Origin of the sequence: Commensalibacter papalotli (ex Servin-Garciduenas et al. 2014) (assembly GCF_000527695.1) — a bacterium.
GTDB lineage: Bacteria > Pseudomonadota > Alphaproteobacteria > Acetobacterales > Acetobacteraceae > Commensalibacter > Commensalibacter papalotli.
The window spans coordinates 1,200,375-1,219,144 of record NZ_ATSX01000001.1 but is presented as its reverse complement, the minus strand read 5'-3'; the positions used below and the strand labels follow the sequence as shown (position 1 = coordinate 1,219,144).

Below are 18,770 nucleotides of genomic sequence, written 5' to 3'. Positions count from 1 at the left end.
TATGGTAGATGATAATAAACAAGATCAATTACCAGAAGGCACTCAACCTAATGGAAGTGATGATATAAACACTTTGACTCGTTCTGAAAAACAAAGTCAATCAATTGAAAATGTTTCTAAAACATCCGAGGTTGTTGACGGGGAAAAGGATGAGACTGTTCCTGATGGATATTATTTGCCTGATGCTGATTCAGATGATAGTTTTGGTGCTGATATGCCCCAAGCATTGTTGGAATTTCATTCCCCCACTTCTGCTGCAATTAATATGCCGCCGACGGCTTCTGCTCAATATTTAACTTGGTTGATTGGTGCTTTGGCTGTTTTTTCGATTTTAGGAATGTGTTTTTTTCCGTTAGACAAAGTTGTATCTGCTGATGGGCGTTTAATTTCAACGACTACTCCTTTGTTGATACAGCCTTTAGAACAAAGTATTATTAAATCAATAGACGTGAAAGAAGGGGATTTTGTTACTAAAGGACAAATTGTTGCCCACCTAGATCCTACTTTATCTGATGCTGATATTGAAAATTTAAGAGTACAAGTTGATACAGATAAGGCTGAATATGAACGTTTGCGTGCTGAGGCAGATGGTAAAACATACACAGTAGATCCATCTAATTCTGCATCCGTAGAGCAAGGAAATCTGTTTTTAAAGCGTAAATTAGAATATGATGCTAAGGTTGACAGTTTTGATCAAAAAATTGCTGAACAGCAAGCTCAGTTAAAAAATTATCTAGCAAGTATTGCTGTTCTACGTGGGCGAGTGAAAGTAGCTTCAGATGTGCATCAAATGCGTCAAAAGTTACAGCAAGAAGAAGTAGGCAGTAAATTATCTACTTTAGGTTCACAAGATACTTTGATGGATGTTGAAAGTAGATTAATTACAGCTCAGCAATCTGCGAATGGAACAAGTAAAAGAATTGAATCATTATTGTCAGATCGTACTGCATATATTGAAAACTGGAAAGGATCGGTTTACAAAGAGCTTAACGCTTCACTAAAGCAATTGGCACGTGAGGACAGTGAATATAAAAAAGCACGTTTACGTAGTAAAAAAATAGTTTTGAGAGCAGAGCAAGATGCAATTGTATTTTCAATTTCCAAAGGATCTGTTGGTTCTGTTTTGAATGCAGGCGTTCCTTTTATGACACTGATTCCAGTTGGAACAGGGTTAGAGGTTGAGGCTGTTGTTGCTGGTGATGAGGTTGGATACTTAAAATTAGGAGATAAGGCAAATATTAAATTTAGTACGTTCCCTTATACTCAATATGGTGGTGCTGAAGCAATTTTAACGAATATTAGTGCTGATGTGTTCCAACCTGGTGATATGACGCAAGAAACAAACCGTCTGGGTGCAGCACCAATAACATTTAGAGAGAAGCCTTTCTTTAGAGCTCGCTTGAAAATTGAGAAATATACACTTCATGGTGTTCCTAACTTTTTCCATCCCACACCTGGATTAACAGTTTCTGCCGATATTCATGTGGGTAAAAGAACTGTTGCTCAATATTTAATGAATGGTGTTGTTCCACAGTTAACAAATGGGATGCGAGATCCTCAGTAAATTGAGTATTTCTTATGGTTAGTTTTAGGAGGATAGCATGAGACGTTTATTTGGTTCTAAGAATAAAAAGATTGATAGAATATTAAATAAAGCAAAAGCGGCTTATGATGATAAAGATTATGAAGTTGCTTTCAATCTATTTTCACAGGCAGCTTCTATGCAATCACCTGAAGCTCAATATTGGCTTGGAATGTGCTATCTGAATGGTTATGGAGTTATTCTAAATTTGAATGATGCTGCTTTATGGCATGAAGCAGCAGCCGAGGCTGGGTGGGTTGACTCTGCTTACATGTTAGCTTTGCTTTATATGAGAGGTATACCTGAGGTCAAAAAGGTTTCTGGACAAAATATTTTTGATAAACCTGATGTGGATTATGATAATTTAAAACCAGATTGGGATAAGTCTCGTCATTGGGCAAAATATGCTGCAGAGCAAGATTTGGCTGAGGCACAAGCTTTATATGCTTATTTGATCTCTCATGAAACCAAAGATCCAGAAATTATCACACAGGCATTAGAATGGTACGATAAATCAATTTCTCATGATTCTTCACAAGGATATATGGGGAAGGGGTTACTGTTATTGCGTTTAGGCGAAAGTGAAGCTGATTATGCAGAAGCAGCCAAATTTTTAGAAGTAGCAGCTGAACGAAAAATGGGATCTGCATTGCATAAATTAGGTGTGATGTATGAAACAGGTAGAGGTGTTCCTACTAATTATAAACGTGCGGCAGAGTTATACAAAGAAGCAGCAGAACTTGGGATCAGAGATGCCCAAGCTTTATATGGTGTAGCATTAAAAAAAGGCCAAGGGGTAGAACAAAATTTTATCCAAGCTGAAACTTGGTTAAGAAAAGCTGCCTTAGCAGGAGATATCGAAGCTGCTGTTGTGTTGGCAGACATGAACGGTCATGGAAATGATGACATTCCTCCTAATTTTACTGAGGCAGCACGATGGTATGTTGTTGCAGCAGAAAAAGGACATATAGCTGCTACCCGTGCTTTGGGAGTATTATATCTTAGGGGGATGGGTGTACCAAAATCATTGGAAAGAGCAGTTGAATTATTAGGTTTTGCTGCTAAAAAAGGTGATGTTGTTGCTATTGTAAGTATGGGAGAGATTGCAATTCAATTGCCCGAAAGTAACTTACAAATTGATAATGTTATTGAAGAATACTTGACCCCGGGTGCAGAGCAAGGGTTTGCTGTTATTATGTTTAATCTGGCAGTTGCATTATTACATAGTAATTCGCTTAATCCAGATTTTGAAAAAGAAAAACAAGCCAGAGAGTGGTTAAAAAAATGCTGTAAAGAGGTAATACCAGCACGCTATTGGTATGGAAGAATGTTATTGCAAGGGACTGGTGGGGAACAAGATACTGATAAAGGTTACGCTTGGATTTCTTCTGCTGCCCATGAGGGTATTATTGACGCACAAATGTTGTGGGCAAATATTTTACTTGAAGGTAACTCTAATGATGGTTCAGCATTAGCAGAGGAAGCTGTAAAATTTTATAAAATGGCTGCTGATCAAGGCAGTGTCCCTGCAATGTTCTCTTTAGGTGCGGTTTATGGTGGCGGTAATCATCTAGAACCTGATCGTGAAAAAGCTCAAGAGTGGTTTAGGAAGGCTGCGGAAAAAGGTCACCCTAAAGCCCAGATGATGTTAGGACGTTATTTAGCGAGGGGGCTAGCTGGAACGAAAGATCTTGATCAGGCACGATATTGGTTGGAGTTGGCTCTGAAGTCTGGTGAAGTCGATGCTGAAATTGATCTTAAACAAATAGATGATCCTAGTTTAAGAGATAAAATTTCAGAAATTAAAAATACTGACTTTGAAACAAAATCAGGAACAGCTGAAAATCAATCTATGGATACAAAAAAAGAGGCTGAAAAGAACCCAGGTAAGGTAGAGGTCGCTCCTGGATTATTTTTTGTAAAGAAGAAATAGGAATATATTAGGATCGTTATTGTTAAGATGATCCTAATAAAAGCTTTCAGTGTCTCAAAAGCCAAAAATAAGATTAAAAGAATATACTAAGAAAAAAGCAGAAGGATTAGAGCGCATTCGTCAAAGTGCTCAAAGTGCTTTTGTACGAGCGCAGGATGAAAAGACGAGAGGTAATATCCAAGAGGCAGCTCGTTGGATGGATAGAGCACATCGATTAGCTGAATATAATCCGAATATTACATTTGATTTGGTGATGTTAAAGCTCAAACTGAGACAATATGACGATGCTTATAGTTTACTAGTTCCTTTGATGAAGAAATTTGATTTCTACGAAGGATGGTTGGTTTTAGCAATATTGTTGGCTCATAAAAAAGAATTATCTCAATCTATAGAACAATTACACTATGCTTTATCTCGCTATTGCCCAACTAATAAAACTTGGGGAATGATTAGAGAAATTATAAGAAGTGCAGGTAAAGAGGGCTGTTGTGGGTTAATTGGTTCTGTGGGTCAAGTGTGGGTAGATAATAGGCATCGTAAGCATGTCTCAGTATTTTTGGACAATGAATGTATATTTGAAACACTAGATCCATTCTTTTCTTTACCACCAGGTTGGGAAGGGTATTCTTATCTACATGTCGAAATTGAGGATACTCCATTAGTTGGTAGTCCTATCGATATACAAGCCATTCTTCGTACGGAAGGTTTTGTAGAGAATGATGATAAATTTGTCAAAGGATGGTTATGGTATCCAGCAGAGCCTGATCGTATTCCAACTATTTATGTTACTGATGAATATGGAAAATTTTATAAAGAATTGCAAGCGATTAAGGAATTTGATGTCGCCACATTAGAATTTCCTCTTTTTAGAGCCAAACAATTTTTTATTCCGATCGATGAATTTTTGTTTGGACTATATAGGTTTCAAGATGATTATGGTCAGAATTTGATTGGTAGTCCAATTAATCCTTTGGTTTTACGAAACAAATCATCTCGTTTAAGGGATATTAAGAAAAAACATCAAAACTATATTCCAGTTTCCGCATACTATAAAGGGAGTCATCCCGAAATAGCTGATGATCAAGGTGCAAGGGTTGTCGTTGTAATTCCTGTTTATAAAGGCTTTGACGAAACAATTGCGTGCGTTGAAAGTGTATTAAAAACTTTACCAAAAGGATTTGTTATTCAATTAGTGAATGATTGTTCACCTGATATAGAGCTTATTGAGTGGTTAGAACTTAAGGTAAATCATGAGAGTATTTTTTTAATTCATCATTTGGAAAATTTGGGTTTTCCTGGCGCAGTGAATACAGGAATACAGGCTTGGCCTGGATATGATGTTATTTTATTAAATAGTGATACTTTGGTTGCCAAAGGTTGGGCTGATTGTTTGCATAAAGCAGCTTATAGTGAAGAGAATATCGGCACGGTTACTCCATTTTCAAATGATGCTAGTATTTTTTCCTATCCTTATCATGACAAAGTAAATCCTATTCCGTCTTTGAAATCAGTGCAAAATTTAATGAGGTATATGCAAAAAACACACCAAGATATGGTAATTAATGTGCCAACTGCACATGGGTTTTGTATGTTCATACGCCATGATTGTTTATCTCAAACAGGTTTATTCAGAGAAAATTTGTTTGCCCAAGGCTATGGTGAAGAAAATGATTTTTGTATGCGCGCTCAACATTTAGGGTGGCGGCATGTATTAGCAGCAGGTTGTTTTGTTGGACATAAAGGTGGCGTTTCTTTCCAAAATAGCAAGCAAGCTTTATTAAAGCGTAATCTGGGTATTTTAAATAAACTCTATCCAGATTATGATGAAATGGTTATGGACTATATTGATAAAGATTTTTTACGTTCTGTGCGTCGTAAAGTGGATCTATATCGTTTGCAGGATTTAGAAAAAAAACAAGTAAAACTGTCTAAACCAATACAATATGCATTATTTATTACCCATACCTATGGAGGAGGAGTAGAAAGGGCAGTACAAGAGCGTGCTAATGAGTTGCGTTTAAAAGGAGTGACACCTATATTTATACGCCCAACATTGTTAGGAGACGCCTGTCAACTCGAAATTCAACTAAAATCTCCTTCTTTTCAAAATGTAGATATCGAAGAATTATATCCTAATTTTAAATTTAATCTACCGTCTGAATATGATGATTTATTAGAGTTTTTAAAAAATAGATCTGTTCTTTATATGCAAGTGCATCATTTTGCAGGACATCATGTGATGATACGTAATTTACTGCAAGATTTGAAAATTGAATATGAAATGTATGTGCATGATTACATGTCTTTTTGCCCTAGAATTTCCTTAATCAATAAACAAGAAGTATATTGTGGTGAGCCTAATGATTTAACTAAATGTCAAATATGTATTGGTAAAGAACTTTTTGATGAGAGTGAACCTATTCATATGCAAAAATGGATAGATCGTTCTGAAAAAGAACTACGAGATGCTAAATTAATTATTGCACCTTCACAGGATACAGCCAATCGTATATATCGTCATTTTTCTAGTATCAAAGAGATACAAATACAAAATTTAGAAGATGATCGTCCGGATTTATCTGTAGAACAGTTATCATATTTTTCACAAATTTGTAATCAAAACCAAAATAGTCAACTTACTACTTCCTCAAAGCGGTTTAAGGTGTGTTTTATAGGTGCTATTGGTATAGAAAAAGGGTTTAATATTGTCCACCAGTTGGTCAAAGACGCAGATCAAAGAGATTTACCGTTAGAATTTTCATTGGTAGGGCGTACGGTTGATGATCGATTGTTTGAGAAAACAGATCGTCTTTTTATTACTGGAACTTATCAAGAGGAAGAGGCTATTTCTTTAGTTAAGCAACAGAATGCAGATATCGCTTTTTTCCCTGCAATCTGGCCAGAAACTTGGTGTTACGCGCTTAGTCTTGCATGGCGTTCTGGTTTGGAAACGGTTGCATTTGACTTTGGTGCAATTGCACAGCGTATTAAAAATACACAAAGAGGATGGATTTTATCATCTTTAATGGCTATTCCTGAGCAAAATGATATGCTATTAAATTTATGTAAGAAAGTAAGATACAAAAAGGATAATCGATAAACAATGATAAATTGTTATCGTTTTTATATTATGATAATTAAGAATAAAATATAAAGTATTGTTAAAAGCAGGGAAGAATAAAAAATGTCAGATGGCAAAGAAACGTCTCAACAAAATCCAAATCAACAAAGGGTTATTGATCTAAATGTTAATGGACATTTGATGAGCCTTGGTGAAGGGTTATATTGTATTTATCATGCACCAGGACAAAGCCCAGCAGATAATTTTGGTTTTCCAGGTTTACGTATTTCTTTGCCACCATTTAAACAATCCGCACAAGTAACTATTGAGACCTTTGAAAATGATGGATGGTTAGGTGCAGAAAAAAGTGCTGCACTTATACGTATTTCAGGTGGCTCTGGATTAATACTTGTGACTGTATATCAAAATCCATCTAGTCAGCAACCAGCACCAAAATTGCAAGTCGTGCGTTTAAATGATGCACCAGAACTTATTTCAATAGATAATCAACAAGTTCCAGCAGTTGGGATGCAGCAGCCAACTACCCAACAGCAAACTTCTGCAAAACAAACGGTCGCAAAATCTCAAAATGATATTACTGTGTTTGCTCATGTGCAAGGAATGGGCGACGTTGTTGTTCAATCTGGTGAGTGGGTTGGTAATCCAGACAGCAAAACCTGGATAGAGGGATTTGGATTAAATATTAAAAAATATATCCAGCCAGATGATATTGAATATCAAGCCGTGTTAGGTAAAGGATGGATGTCTCCTTGGTATAAAGGGGATCAATTCTGTGGTAGCCGAGGAATGGCCTTGCCGTTGTGTGGTTTGCGTGTAAAATTAAGTGAAGAAGCTGCGAAAAAATACCATATTCGTTTAAGTGCAACATTTGTTGATGGTACAAAGGTTGGACCAATTGAAGATGATAGTATTTTATCAGCTGAATCAGTGGCACCTTTAGAGGCTATCTGTTTTGAGTTGATTTCTCTTGCAGATGGTAAAGTTGTTAGTCGTGGTGGGCAAAGTATAATTGGTAATGATTCTGAAACAACACCACCTAAGAAAGTAATTAGAAAAATAGTGCCTGCAAAATCAGCCAGAAGTAATGTAAAATTAAAAACCACAGCGGCTAAAGCTGCTGCAGCGAAGGTTGCAGAGCAAAAAAGCAACAACAAAAAAAGTAAATAATATGTTGTTTTAAAAGTCTACATAAAAAAATGTAGACTTTTGTTTGAATATATATAGTCCTGTTTTGTTTTTACTTATCGGCAACAGGGCTTTGTTAATATGAATTGGTTTTGCTGTGAAATATTTATTTATTCATCAAAATTTTCCAGGACAGTATTTGCATATTGTTCGTCATCTTGCTAAACAAGGTGGGAATGAAATTGTTTTTATTAGTCAACCTACAGATGCAAGAATAGAAGGTGTTAGATCTGTTTTTTATAAACAAGTTGAACCAGCTCCGGGATTGCAAGCACCATTAGGGGAGCTTGATACGGCAATAAAAAGAGGGGATGAGGTTTATAAGACAGCTAAGACATTAAAAGCTTTGGGATTTGAGCCTGATGTTGTTATTGGACATCAAGGTTGGGGGGAAATGTTAAATTTTCAAGACGTTTACCCAGATGTTCCAGTTTTAAATTATACTGAATTTTACTATCACTCTTCAGGATTAGATGTTGATTTTGACCCTGAATTTCCTGCGGATGAGTTGTTGCCTGCACGAGTTCGGATTAAAAATACTATTAATCTTGTTTCTGCAACGAATCCTGGTTGGGGGCAGACGCCAACTTTATTCCAGCATTCAACATATCCAGATTGGGCTCAAAAAAAGATTACAATCTTGAGAGAAGGGGTTGATTTAAAGAAATGTGCTCCTGAACCATCTATTTATAAAAAAGACCTTAAACTAGACAATTTTGTAGTTAAACCAAAGGATATTTTGGTAACATATGTTGCTAGGGGTCTTGAGCCATATCGTGGTTTTCATATTTTTATGCGTTCATTGCCTAAGTTACTCAAAGAGCGTTCTGATGTTAAAGTTGTATTAATTGGTCGAGATCAGGTCAGCTATGGCGCAGTTTTAGACGGAGGAATGACTTGGCGTGATTACATGTTACGTGAAGTTCATGATAAACTTGATATGTCTAGAGTACATTTCGCTGGTAACGTGCCCTATAATGTTTTCAGTAAGGTATTGAAACGTTCTGATGCACATATTTATTTGACTTATCCTTTTGTTTTATCTTGGTCTTTAAGAGAAGCTATGGCGACTGGTTGTGCGATTATCGCTAGTGATACAGAGCCTGTTCAAGAATTTATTGCAGATCGTGTTACAGGGATTTTAACGCCGTTTTTGGATCATGATGCATTAACAGATCGTATATTAGAGGTTCTTGAGGATAAAAAACTTGCTTTATCTATTCGTAAAGCTGCCAGAGCTGAAGCTGAACGAAGTTTATCAATGGATGAGTATATAAGTAATTATGAAAATCTGATTGATGATTTAATTCATCGCAGAACACCTTCTTTGAATTTAGGGAATTCCCCTGCTGAAAGAGCAACACAAGCTCAAGATTAAAAATAGAGAAAATAGCTTTATTTCGTAGGGATAAAGTTATTTTTTTGATATTAATATACGTATAAATATAGTTTATTATAATTTTATACTTAAAATTACGATTGTATTTTCTTGGAAAACCTCTAAATAATAAATATAACAATGTTATTATTTTAAAATTAGGTTTTGGAAAAAATCATGGGGCATCATTTTATTAATCGTAGACAGTTTTCACGTTCTTTATTAGCTGCTTCTGGGGCAGCGTTATTTGTAAATTCTTTATATAAGGCAATGGCTGCAGAGGGGAATACTGCATTTCCGAGTATTGGCGATACAGTAAAACTAGAAGGTCCACCAAGAAAAATTACGTTAGCTTGGAGTGCAGACTCGATTTGTACGGCGGCTTTTCCCGTAGCTCAGCAAAAAGGTTTTTTTAAAAAATATAATCTTGATGTTAATTTTATTGATTTTGCGGGTTCTGTTGATCAAATGCTTGAAACTATGTCAACAGGTAAAGCAGATGGTGCTTCAGGAATGGCGTTAAGGTGGTTAAAACCATTACAACAAGGTTTCGATGTAAAATTGGTTGCTGGGTTACACTCAGGTTGTTTACATTTATTAGCACCACAAAATGGTACAATTAAAACACTTGCTGATTTAAAAGGTAAAACGATTGGGGTTGGCGATATTGGCGGTCCTGCAAAGAATTTCTTTAGTATAAGATTTAAAGAGATTGGAATTGATCCTGAAAAAGATGTCAATTGGCGTCAATTCCCAGAGGATATGCTACCCCTTGCATTAAAACGCGGAGCGATTCAAGCCGCAGGTTTAGATGATCCTTTGGCATATTTATTTCAAACAAAAAATCAGTTGATTACCGTTGATTCAAATATGGAGGGTAAGTGGCAGCATGTTGCTTGTTGTGTGGTTGGATTACGTGGTTCTTTGATCCGCAAAGAACCGATGGTAGCCAAAGCAATTACACAAGCTATTTTAGAAGCGGGGCAGTGGGTACATCATAATAAGATGGAAGCTGCCAAAATGTTTGAACCTTATGCTCCCAAAGTATCCGCACAAATACTTGCTGCGATTTTGGAAACAGAAGGGACGCATGAGCAGTCTGTTGGAAAACAACTTAATAAAGACGTTACGTTTTATGCGGATGAGCTAAAGAAAATTGGTGTTTTCCCACAAAGTTTAAATTCTGAAACTTATGCAAATAAAGTAACACAGGATCTTTTCGCTGGATGAAACAGGTTGTAAAAAATGCCTATTGGCCTCAAGTTGTTGGTTCTGCTGCATGGTTATTCACAGCAGGGTTGACTTATTTGATTCCAAATGCAGATGAATTTCCCAGAACAATAACATTTGCTTTGGTGTGTTTGGGGATTGCTGTGTTAAGCGCCATCTCTTTACCTTTAAATAAAGTACGTTATTACGGGGCTTGGATTTTGGCCCTAGCGTTTTTTATTGGTATTTGGGAAGTTATTCAAGCAAAGTTATTATTATTACCCAGACCATTTTTTGGTGCTCCTCAAGAGTTATTGGATGTGTTTATTACCGATTGGTATAAATTGTTGAACTCACTAGCACATTCAATGATGTTATTGGTTGGTGGTTATATCCTTGGGTGTATTATTGGTTTTGTTATTGGGGTTGGAATGGGATGGTCCAAATTATTTGGTTATTGGGCGCATCCTGTATTAAGGTTTTTAGGTCCTTTGCCCCCAGTCGCTTTTTTGCCTCTGCTTTTTGCGGTTATTCCATCCAGCTTTGTGGCTGGTGAGTTATTAATGGCATTTGCTGCTTCTTTTCCTGTGGCGGTTTTGACATGGTCAGGGATTGCTGGCGTTAATCCCAGTTATTACGATGTTGCTAAAACAATGGGTGCAAAACCTTTGTTTCTTATTCGCCATGTTGCAATTCCTGCGGCATTACCTTTTGTGTTTGTAGGGATGTTTATGGCACTTGGTTCTTGTTTTTACATGTTGGTTGTTGCCGAAATGCTTGGGGTAAAAGCAGGTCTTGGGTTCTATATGCAATGGGCGCAAGGATGGGCAGCTTACCCCAATATGTACGCAGCATTATTTATTATGGCAGTGATGTGTACTTCGTTTATGACGTTATTATTCAAAGTACGTAATCGTTTATTGCGTTGGCAAAAGGAAAGCATTAAATGGTAGAAGCTGTGAATAAACAACAAAAAATTGACATTACGAATGTCAGTCATAGCTATAGTCTTGACGATCACGATTTGCCTGTTTTGGAAAAAATTGATTTAACCATTGAACCGAATGAGTTTGTAGTGATTTTGGGGCCTTCTGGTTGCGGTAAATCGACCTTGCTGCGTATGGTAGCAGGGTTGGAACGTCCAGAAGAAGGCTCTATTACAGCGAATGGTGAAGAAATACTGTCAGCTGATCCATCACGTATTGTGGTGTTTCAAGATCCGACGTTGTTTCCGTGGTTAACGGTTCGACAGAATGTTGAACTGGGCTTTAAAATCCAAAAGAAAAAGGATGATAAAGCCATTACGGATATGTTGGACATGATTGGACTTGCAGGGTTTGACAATGCGTATCCATCACAGCTTTCCGGTGGGATGGCGCAACGTGTGGCATTGGCACGGGCGTTGGTGAATGATCCTAGTGTTCTGATTTTAGATGAACCTTTAGGAAAGTTGGATAGTTTAACCCGTATTACGATGCAAAAAGAGTTGGTTAATCTATGGAAAAACAAACAATTCACTGGCCTAATGGTCACGCATGATATAGAGGAAGCATTATTATTGGCAACCCGTATTATCGTGATGAAGCAACGTCCTGCGCATATTATTGGTGAGTTTAAATTGGATATGGCGTACCCAAGACATAGAGATTCTGAGGAGCTTTTAAAAATCCGCCGAGAGATTTTTGAATTATTAGGGCATAAGTCTGATTGGTAGAGTGAAAGAGTAGCTAAAATTGTTGTTTTAATTTTATGAAGGATTTTTAAATGTATTTTTCATGAAAAAAAAATTAGTTGATATGAAGGAAAATTTTAAATTTTCTTCAAAAAATAAACACTTATTAAAAACAGATTTAAAAGATTTAGAAAATATTACAATTTGCGGAAATAATATACTTAAAAAATATTTTTATTGCCTTACTTGTATAGCTAGTATTCAAACATTTGCTATTGCTCACCATGAAAATATACCATTCAAATTAGTCATAATTTCAATTTCCAGTCTTGTTGTATTGTTATGGTTATCAATACGATACGTTAATTTAATTAAGAGTTTTTTTGAATTTGAAGTGATTAAAAAAGCCTTTTATAGATTTAGTGATAATATACAAATGGTTATAACTATTGTAATTTCTATAATTCTTTGTTTTCTTTATGTGATATCATTTGATTTATATTTTCGGGTAATAGCTATCTTTTTTATATAATTATATATGAAGCTATAATGATATAACTTCATATATAATAACTAGTTCTTAAAAGAATACTTATTCGAAAGTTAATTGAAAAAATAGTCAATAAGATTTAAGCAATATGTTAATATTTCACGTTTATACAAATGTGTATATTTCCTCTTTAGGTAATCGTGATTTTGGTCTTGTCGCATTGCTGTCATTATCTGCTCTATAACCAATACTGGCAACCACAACGCTTTGTAGGCCTTTTTCTTTTAATCCCAACAGCTTATCCATTTTTACGGGATCAAATCCTTCGATTGGGGTTGAATCAATGCCAATAGATGCGGCGGCAAACATAAATTGTCCCAAAGCTAGATATAATTGACAGCTTTCCCAACGATGTAAATCAGTTTGTGTTTTATTATTAAGATCGATAAAAAAACGGCGATCACGATCCATACTTTGTGCAATCTTAGGATCAGTAAATCGACCATCTTTAATCTCGGTATCTAAAAGATGTTTAAGATAGCTATCCTCTATTGAAGATTTGATACAAAAGATAATAGTGTAAGATGAATCAGTAATTCGAGCATGATTGAACTCTGCAATGGCAGGAAGGATTTTATCTTGTGATGTTTTATTATTAACAACAAAGAAATGCCAAGGCTGAGAATTTACTGAGGAAGGGCTGTTTCTTAGAACGGTAAGGAGTTGATCAAGATCTTGGTTAGAAACTGATTTGTTTTTATCGTATCTTTTTGTTGTATAACGTCTTTGAGATATTTCAACAATATTCATTGTAATTTCCTTTAAGAATAGGTCTTTCACCTAAAGCGTAACTTAAAGTAGTTCAATGATAAACTAAAAATTATATCAAATTAGAGGGCTGGTTAATCAATATCAGATATGCAAAGACTATTTTAGTAAACAGTCTTTGCATAAAGAACTATTTTATTATTTGTAATTTTTAATTGAAGTTTCAATTAATTCACAAGCTTTGGCTTTGTTATCCCAACCTTGGATTTTAACCCACTTGCCTTTTTCAAGGTCTTTGTAATGGGTAAAGAAATGTTCGATTTCTTGGCGAGTGATTTCTGGAAGCTCTGAAACTTCTTTAATATTGGTATAAAGAGGGTGGATTTTATCATGAGGAACACAGATGACTTTTTCATCCATGCCTGATTCATCTTCCATTTTCAATACACCAATCGGGCGTGCACGAATAACGCATCCTGGGATGATGGGTTCTGGGCATAAAACCAACATATCAATTGGATCACCATCAGCAGCCAAGGTATTTGGAACAAATCCATAAGCAGCAGGATATGCCATTGGGGTAAATACAACGCGATCAACGAAAACAGCACCACTATCTTTGTCTACTTCGTATTTTACTTTTGATCCTTTGGGGATCTCAATAACAACATTAATATCATTTGGCACATCTTTGCCAGCAGCAATTTTAGATAAATCCATAATTTTATTCCAATTCTTATTAAGATGCGGAATCATAGCGATTTATTTTGATTCTTTCAACATTGAAGGCTATTTTTCCCTTTTAGATATTTTATGGTATTAGTGTAATTATTAATATTTATTAATGATAGGTCTAAATATAGAACAATAAAATGAAAATACTTGAAGATGATTCAATCACCCTGCAACCTGTTCGATTTACATTTTACAAGGGGCATATTTGCATTAATGGACGTCGTACTTGGTATAAAGTTGATGGAAGAGCGTTGGAAAAAGTCATTCAAATTAAGTCTTATTATTTGCTTTTTGTTTCTATTAAATACAATGAAGATGACTGGGTAAGTGGTTGTTCTATTTATTTAATTAATCAGTCGGGCAGAATTTTAGAAGACAGAAGTATATGTGCTGTAGCAAAGGAGGATCCAATGGGATATGCTGCAGATTATATGGCTCAATATGAATATGAAGCTGAATATTGCGGATATCTAGACAAATTTACTCTTATTCCCCCTCATACACTTACATTTGAATTTGGTGATTATATTTATAGTATAGAAGTGTTGGATAAATCAGTTTATCCTTGGCTTAATTATTTTTCAAAAAAGAATAGTCAACCTAAAAAGAGAAATTTTGGTTATACTTTGGGGAGCAATAGCTTAATTACTTTGAGAAGCCGTTTATATATAAGTATTATTAAAAAAGTAGATTTGTCTGATGATACGGATCTATAAAACCAAAAACTATTAAAAGACGAAATAATATTGTTTCTCGTAGTGATCTCAATCTAGTGACTATTGTGATGCGTAAAATCGGATATACTGTAACTTATTAATACTAATCCTCATTAGTAAATATAAGGAATATTATCGTATGAATACTCAAAAACTTTCCTATCAACTAATCGTATTAGAAGCCATCAAAAGACAGATTATTGTCATTAATCCCAATGATTATTCAACAAGAATACTTATTGAAGATCAATCAGGAACTCCAGATGGTCTTGTATTTAATCCGAATGACCAGTTACTCTATTGGACGAATATGGGGGCAGATTATGATGCTTGGGATGGCTATATTCAACATTGCACTTTGAATGGCAAAGATAGAGGTATCACGGTTAAAATGGGAGAAACCCATACTCCTAAACAAATCCAATTAGATCATCGAACAAACTATTTATATTGGTGCGATCGTGAGGGTATGAAAATTGAACGCTGTCACATTGAAACGGGTAAAGTCGAATTTTTGCTAGATACGCACGAGATGTATTTGGACGAAGATAAGAAAAACAGACATTGCGTTGGGATAGCATTAGATATTCAAAATAACCGCATCTTTTGGACAATGAAAGGCCCATCCAAGGGCGGAACAGGTCGTTTACTTTGCGCGCCTTTTGATTTTAAAGATAAGCAGGCTGTTATTGACCCATCTCAGATTAATGTCGTTTATGACCATCTACCAGAACCGATTGATTTAGAAATAGATTATAAAAATGATTGTCTTTATTGGTCAGATAGAGGCGCAGAACCTGAAGGAAATTCTCTAAATAGATTGCAACTATCAACCTTGAGCAAAAAAGAAGTTGTTATTCGGGGATTTGATGAAACGATAGGTTTTACGGTTGATGCAGATAATCAACTGGCTTTTGTTGCTGATAAGATGGGACATGTGTATCAAGCCGACCTGCAAACAAAAGAGAAAAAGGTAATATTTACATCAGAAAACGGTGGGTTCACGGGGCTGATTAAGGTTAGTAAAAGTTGAGGTATTTATAGTTAGTAAAATTAGATTTATGTTTAAGAAAAAGCTTTTGTATAATACATATTTGTATTCAAATACTTATATACCTGTAAGTGTTATGAAGTTTTATAATCAAAATTATTTTTACTATCAAAACTATGATATAATTTATGAGCAGTTTCTTACCTCTAATATGCAAGCTGTAATATTAGGGAGTGAGTTACCAGTAAAAAAATGTCGTTTTTGTAATAAAGAAAATGCAGAATATGATGAAAATAGAAAGCAAAAAGTAACTTTTAAAAAAAACTCACATGTTATTCCCGAAGCTTTAGGAAATAAAAAGTTATTTATGAATTACGAATGTGATTTATGTAATGCAGAATTTGGTGATGGTATTGAAAACCAATTTGGTAACTGGTCCAAACCGATGCGAACCTTATATCGTTTAAAAGGTAAAAAAGGCGTTCCTACTTTTAAGAATAATTCAAAGAGTAACAGTGGCAGAATAGAATATAAAGAAGAAAAATTGATTTCGACGAATAGTGAAGACGATCTAGTTCATACATTTGATGAAACGCAAAAAAAGATAACTTATCATTTAAAGAGAGATACATATATACCAAGAGACGTTTTAAAAACATTTGTCAAAATGGGAGTATCTTTAATTCCAGATAATGAGTTAACTCCTTTTGAACCCCTTATAAAGTGGATAAAAGGAGATGAAACTATCGATTTTACTATCAGTATAAATCATACTTTTAGGCCAGGGGTTTATCCAAATGATTTTATTTTTTTAACAGTTTTACGCCGTAAAAAGATTATAAATCACGTGCCTTATGCTGTCTTTATATTGTCGTATGGTAATGATATTTTTCAATTACCGCTCACTGCTGTTGATTATGATCAAAAATTAAATGGATGTGATATAGATTTCCCCTTTTTCTTTTTACCAAATAATACTGATTTTGATCCGCTATTTGAGCGATTAAATTTAAATAACACTTGTGCTGTTAAAAATGAACAAGTCTTAGTTGATATTGAATTTAGCGAAGTTAATAAAATAACTATTTAGTTTGAAATTTTTTTATTTCCCCCAAAAAAAAACTTGCAAAAAAGTTCATTTTACGGCAAATAGAGAAAGCGTTTGTGCGCCTGTAGCTCAACTGGTTAGAGCCGGCCGCTCATAACGGTCTGGTTGCAGGTTCAAGTCCTGCCGGGCGCAGACGCTTTTTATATGTATTATTTCGCCTGAAGCAAAAAATTAGGCGGGCAATTTCCCCCTATATTATATGTTTGATGGATTTTTGAAGGAGCTTCTCGACGATGGCTGGGCCTCAGTATGTTTATGTAATGAAAGATTTGACCAAGGCTTTTCCTGGTGGGCGTGAAGTCTTTAAAGGGATTACCTTATCCTTTTTACCTGGGGTGAAAATTGGTGTTCTTGGGGTAAATGGTGCGGGTAAATCAACCCTTTTAAAAATCATTGCAGGCAAAGATAAAGAGTTCGGTGGGGAAGCTTGGGCTGCCGATGGAATCAAGGTGGGGTATCTTGAACAAGAACCTCAACTTGATAACACCAAAAATGTTGGTGAAAATGTTGCTGAAGGTTTTGGTCCTCTGAAAAAGGCCGTCGATCGTTTTAATGAAATCTCTATGAAGTTCGCAGAGCCCATGGATGATGATGAGATGACAACACTCCTTGCGGAACAAGCAGAATTACAAGAAATCATTGATGCAGGGAATGGTTGGGATTTAGACCGTCAAATTGAAATTGCGTTGGATGCACTGCGTTGCCCACCTGCTGATATGAATGTTGAGAAACTTTCTGGGGGTGAGCGTCGCCGCGTTGCTTTATGTCGTTTGTTGCTTGAAAAGCCAGATATTTTATTACTTGATGAACCAACCAACCATTTGGATGCAGAAAGTGTTGCTTGGCTTGAACAAACCTTACGTGAATATACAGGCACAGTGATCCTAATTACCCATGATCGTTATTTCTTGGATAATGTGACAAACTGGATTTTAGAGCTTGAACGCGGACGTGGGTATCCTTTTGAAGGAAATTATTCTTCATGGTTGGATCAAAAACGTAAACGCTTGGCTCAGGAAGAAAAAGAAGAAAGTGCTCGCCAACGCGCATTGGCGGCTGAACAACAATGGATCAGTGCTTCACCCAAAGCCAGACAAGCTAAAAGCCAAGCTCGTATTGCGAAATACGAAGAAATGCTGGCACAAAGCCAAGAAAAATCTGGTGGTACAGCTGAAATTAATATCGCACCAGGCCCTCGTTTGGGAAGTGTGGTTATTGAAGCTGAAAACCTTGGTAAAGGGTTTAATGATCGTTTATTGATAGAAGGCTTAAACTTTAAGTTGCCACCTGGAGGGATCGTTGGGGTTATTGGACCGAACGGTGCAGGTAAATCAACTTTGTTTAAAATGATTATAGGTAATGAAACACCTGATCAAGGTGAGATCCGTGTTGGTGATACAGTTAAATTGGGATATGTAGATCAGTCTCGTGATGATTTAGACCCCAATAAAACAGTATGGGAAGAAATCTCTGGCGGTACGGATGTGCTTTACTTTGGTAAACGTTCTATTGCATCGCGTGCTTATGTTGGTGCGTTTAACTTTAAAGGGTCTGATCAACAAAAGAAAGTTGGTATCCTTTCTGGTGGTGAGCGTAACCGTGTGCATTTGGCAAAAATGTTGAAAAAAGAAAGCAATGTTCTATTGCTTGATGAACCGACCAACGATTTAGATTTGGATACATTGCGCGTATTAGAAGAAGCCCTAGAAGAATTTGCAGGTTGTGCAGTGGTGATCAGCCATGATAGATGGTTCCTTGATCGTTTAGCAACGCACATTCTGGCTTTTGAAGGCGATAGCCACGTTGAATGGTTCCAAGGGAATTTCGAAGCGTATGAAGCAGATAAACGTCGTCGTTTAGGCCCTGATGCAACTGAACCTAGTCGTATTAAATATAAACCTATTTCACGATAGTTTTTTAC

15 protein-coding genes and 1 tRNA gene are annotated in these 18,770 nt (G+C 35.9%); 14 read left to right on the top strand and 2 right to left on the bottom strand.

Translation table 11 applies throughout. The features are described 5' to 3' along the window. Position 1: 1 nt before the first annotated feature. From COMX_RS05495 to COMX_RS05455, 9 genes are all read left to right on the top strand, one after another. Positions 2–1,564, top strand: coding sequence for an HlyD family type I secretion periplasmic adaptor subunit (locus COMX_RS05495; protein ID WP_034337908.1), 1,563 nt, complete (start codon positions 2–4; stop codon positions 1,562–1,564). Between the two features lie 37 nt (positions 1,565–1,601). Further along, positions 1,602–3,515, top strand: a complete 1,914-nt coding sequence (locus COMX_RS05490) for an SEL1-like repeat protein (protein WP_051461895.1) — start codon at positions 1,602–1,604, stop codon at positions 3,513–3,515. Positions 3,516–3,564: 49 nt separating this feature from the next. After that, a complete protein-coding gene (locus COMX_RS05485) occupies positions 3,565–6,615 on the top strand; it encodes a glycosyltransferase (RefSeq protein ID WP_034337905.1) in 3,051 nt (1,016 codons plus the stop codon). 84 nt (positions 6,616–6,699) lie between these two features. After that, entirely contained in the window at positions 6,700–7,764 is a 1,065-nt protein-coding gene (locus COMX_RS05480) for a hypothetical protein (protein WP_051461894.1), read from the top strand. Between the two features lie 115 nt (positions 7,765–7,879). Next, on the top strand, positions 7,880–9,160 hold the full coding sequence (locus COMX_RS05475; protein WP_034337902.1) for a glycosyltransferase family 4 protein: 1,281 nt from the start codon (positions 7,880–7,882) through the stop codon (positions 9,158–9,160). Between the two features lie 177 nt (positions 9,161–9,337). After that, positions 9,338–10,390, top strand: a complete 1,053-nt coding sequence (locus COMX_RS05470; RefSeq protein ID WP_034337899.1) for an ABC transporter substrate-binding protein — start codon at positions 9,338–9,340, stop codon at positions 10,388–10,390. Beyond that, complete coding sequence (locus COMX_RS05465) at positions 10,387–11,322, top strand: ABC transporter permease (RefSeq protein ID WP_034337896.1); 936 nt, start codon at positions 10,387–10,389, stop codon at positions 11,320–11,322. The genes COMX_RS05470 and COMX_RS05465 overlap by 4 nt, the downstream gene beginning before the upstream one ends. Beyond that, the gene (locus COMX_RS05460) at positions 11,316–12,083 is read left to right on the top strand and encodes an ABC transporter ATP-binding protein (RefSeq protein ID WP_034337893.1); all 768 of its coding nucleotides are present in this window, start codon (positions 11,316–11,318) and stop codon (positions 12,081–12,083) included. Before COMX_RS05465 ends, COMX_RS05460 begins: the two co-directional genes overlap by 7 nt. Positions 12,084–12,144: 61 nt before the next feature. Further along, on the top strand, positions 12,145–12,573 hold the full coding sequence (locus COMX_RS05455) for a hypothetical protein (protein ID WP_034337891.1): 429 nt from the start codon (positions 12,145–12,147) through the stop codon (positions 12,571–12,573). 123 nt (positions 12,574–12,696) lie between these two features. On the opposite strand, the gene nfsB is transcribed toward COMX_RS05455, so the two are convergent. Next, a complete protein-coding gene (gene nfsB, locus COMX_RS05450; protein ID WP_034337888.1) occupies positions 12,697–13,341 on the bottom strand; it encodes an oxygen-insensitive NAD(P)H nitroreductase in 645 nt (214 codons plus the stop codon). 156 nt (positions 13,342–13,497) lie between these two features. Beyond that, on the bottom strand, positions 13,498–14,019 hold the full coding sequence (gene ppa, locus COMX_RS05445; RefSeq protein ID WP_034337885.1) for an inorganic diphosphatase: 522 nt from the start codon (positions 14,017–14,019) through the stop codon (positions 13,498–13,500). A gap of 152 nt (positions 14,020–14,171) precedes the next feature. Here ppa and COMX_RS05440 point away from each other — a divergent pair, with 152 nt between their 5' ends. The 5 genes from COMX_RS05440 to ettA all read left to right on the top strand — a co-directional run bounded on the left by COMX_RS05440 (position 14,172) and on the right by ettA (position 18,762). Beyond that, positions 14,172–14,750: a hypothetical protein gene (locus COMX_RS05440; RefSeq protein WP_034337882.1), complete on the top strand. Its 579-nt coding sequence runs from the start codon at positions 14,172–14,174 to the stop codon at positions 14,748–14,750. 139 nt (positions 14,751–14,889) lie between these two features. Further along, entirely contained in the window at positions 14,890–15,783 is an 894-nt protein-coding gene (locus COMX_RS05435) for a hypothetical protein (protein WP_034337879.1), read from the top strand. A gap of 94 nt (positions 15,784–15,877) precedes the next feature. Continuing rightward, complete coding sequence (locus tag COMX_RS05430; RefSeq protein WP_051461893.1) at positions 15,878–16,831, top strand: HNH endonuclease; 954 nt, start codon at positions 15,878–15,880, stop codon at positions 16,829–16,831. 76 nt (positions 16,832–16,907) lie between these two features. Further along, positions 16,908–16,981: transfer RNA gene (locus COMX_RS05425), tRNA-Ile, on the top strand. A 101-nt stretch (positions 16,982–17,082) separates the two neighbouring features. Next, a complete protein-coding gene (gene ettA / locus COMX_RS05420) occupies positions 17,083–18,762 on the top strand; it encodes an energy-dependent translational throttle protein EttA (RefSeq protein WP_034337876.1) in 1,680 nt (559 codons plus the stop codon). Positions 18,763–18,770: the final 8 nt, after the last annotated feature.